The organism is Pseudomonas sp. NPDC089534 (genome assembly GCF_044749305.1).
Taxonomy (GTDB): domain Bacteria; phylum Pseudomonadota; class Gammaproteobacteria; order Pseudomonadales; family Pseudomonadaceae; genus Aquipseudomonas; species Aquipseudomonas ekonensis.
In genome coordinates this window covers 1-2,196 of sequence record NZ_JBIVHR010000201.1, presented here as the reverse complement: position 1 = coordinate 2,196, position 2,196 = coordinate 1, and the positions used below count along the sequence as shown (strand labels likewise).

Below are 2,196 nucleotides of genomic sequence, written 5' to 3'. Positions count from 1 at the left end.
ATGACGTCCGGCAACTTGCTAAAGTCCTTGCGGATACGTTTTTTCTCAGTATATGAGTAAGCCATCAGCGTTCCCCAGCTTGGTCACCTGCTTGTTTGGCCCCTCCCGGCGGGAGCAGCCAGAAAATCGTGCAAACCCCTTGGTTTGCGCCACCGCATCGGGTGGTTGAATCCGCTATCGGCGCCGACCTGGTCGGCCGCCAATAACGGAAAAAGGCCGGTGGCATAAGCCACCAGCCATCAGCCTTTCGCTTGACGCTCGGGCTGGAGGAGCAAAGTCGTCGCTTACTTCAGCTCGACTTTAGCGCCTGCTTCTTCCAGCTTCTTCTTAGCGTCTTCAGCGGCTTCTTTCGAAACGCCTTCAGCTACAACCTGAGGAGCGCCGTCGACTTTCTCTTTGGCTTCTTTCAGGCCCAGACCGGTCAGTTCACGAACTGCCTTGATCACGTTTACTTTCTTGTCGCCGGCTTCAACCAGAACAACGTTGAACTCGGTTTGCTCTTCAACGGCAGCAGCAGCGCCAGCAGCTGGACCAGCGGCAACAGCGGCAGCAGCGGTAACGCCGAAGGTTTCTTCCATCGCTTTGATCAGCTCAACGATTTCCAGAACGGTTTTCTGGCCGATTGCTTCGATGATTTGTTCGTTAGTCAGAGACATGACTATGAATTCCTGTATTGGGGTGACAGCCTATGCGGCCATCAAATTAAACGTTTGATTTCGAAAGGATCTACGCAGCCTTAGGCAGCAGCAGCTTCTTTCTGGTCGCGCAGAGCTGCCAGGGTACGAGCCAGCTTGCTGGTAGCACCTTGGATAACGCTCATCAGCTGTGCGATAGCCTCGTCGCGAGTTGGCAGGGTTGCCAGCACGTCGATCTGGTTGGCGGCAAGGAACTTGCCGTCGAACGCAGCTGCCTTGATCTCGAACTTGTCCTGACCCTTGGCGAATTCCTTGAACAGACGGGCAGCGGCGCCCGGGTGCTCGTTGGAGAACGCGATCAGGGTCGGGCCAGCGAACACGTCGTTGAGGACACTGAATTCAGTGTCGGCAACGGCGCGCTTGAGCAGGGTGTTACGTACGACACGCACGTATACGCCAGCTTCGCGAGCCTCTTTACGGAGTCCGGTCATTGCGCCTACAGTCACACCACGGGCATCAGCCACGACAGCGGACAGAGCGACTTTGGCAGCCTCGTTGACTTCAGCGACGATGGCCTTCTTGTCTTCGAGTTTAATTGCCACGGGTAAAACTCCTGCTTGTTACCGTTTCATCTGGCCGAAGCCAGATGTCGTTTTGGTGTCTGATTCGGTAAGGAACCGGGAGCACCATCTGCGTAGGCTTGAGGTTTAAGGCTTGCGCCGCCTACGGTCTTGGATAGCCCCCGCCAGGCAGGGACCCCAATCTTTAAGTGACGCGATCGCTCGCGCCGCTTCTTGTCTTACGCGTCCAGCGAGCTCTGGTCGATGACCAGACCTGGGCCCATGGTGGTGCTCAGGGTAACGCGCTTGACGTAGATGCCTTTCGAGGAAGCTGGCTTGATACGCTTCAGGTCAGCGATCAGAGCTTCAACGTTTTCCTTCAGCTTGACGGCGTCGAAGCCGATCTTGCCAACGGAAGTGTGGATGATGCCGTTTTTGTCGGTGCGGTAGCGAACCTGACCAGCCTTGGCGTTTTTGACAGCGCCAGCGACGTCTGGGGTCACGGTACCGACTTTAGGGTTAGGCATCAGGCCGCGAGGACCGAGAACCTGACCCAGCTGACCCACAACGCGCATTGCATCAGGCGATGCGATGACTACGTCATAGTTCAGGTCACCGGCTTTCATTTCGGCAGCCAGGTCATCCATGCCTACGCGGTCAGCGCCGGCAGCCAGAGCGGCTTCAGCAGCTGGACCCTGGGTGAACACAGCAACACGAACGGTTTTGCCAGTGCCGTGCGGCAGCACGGTAGCGCTACGAACAACCTGGTCGGATTTACGTGGGTCTACGCCCAGGTTTACAGCAACGTCGAACGACTCGCTGAACTTGACAGTCGACAGCTCGGCCAGCAGAGCGGCGGCGTCTACAATGTTGTAGGCCTTGCCTGCTTCGATTTTGCCGGCGATAGCCTTTTGACGCTTGTTCAGCTAAGCCATAACACACCCTCAACGTTAAGGCCCATGCAAAGAGCAGAGCCGGCGAAAGTACGAACGGCTGAAACC

At 56.7% G+C, this 2,196-nt stretch carries 4 protein-coding genes; all 4 read right to left on the bottom strand.

The annotated features are described in order from the left end of the window. On the bottom strand, positions 1-65 hold a 65-nt coding region (locus ACIP0B_RS28360; RefSeq protein ID WP_400838493.1), incomplete at its 3' end, for a hypothetical protein. 219 nt (positions 66-284) lie between these two features. Further along, positions 285-656 carry a 50S ribosomal protein L7/L12 gene (gene rplL, locus ACIP0B_RS28355; RefSeq protein WP_085585796.1) on the bottom strand — a complete coding sequence of 124 codons (372 nt, stop codon included), beginning with the start codon at positions 654-656 and terminating at the stop codon, positions 285-287. 80 nt (positions 657-736) lie between these two features. After that, on the bottom strand, positions 737-1,237 hold the full coding sequence (rplJ, locus tag ACIP0B_RS28350; protein WP_217890376.1) for a 50S ribosomal protein L10: 501 nt from the start codon (positions 1,235-1,237) through the stop codon (positions 737-739). 197 nt (positions 1,238-1,434) lie between these two features. Continuing rightward, positions 1,435-2,121, bottom strand: coding sequence for a 50S ribosomal protein L1 (gene rplA, locus ACIP0B_RS28345; RefSeq protein ID WP_400838490.1), 687 nt, complete (start codon positions 2,119-2,121; stop codon positions 1,435-1,437). Between the last annotated feature and the right edge of the window lie 75 nt (positions 2,122-2,196).

What these genes read in the sequence shown, in the direction of transcription:
- rplL (WP_085585796.1), bottom strand. Translation starts at nt 656, where the DNA reads ATGTCTCTGACTAACGAACAAATCATCGAAGCAATCGGCCAGAAAACC.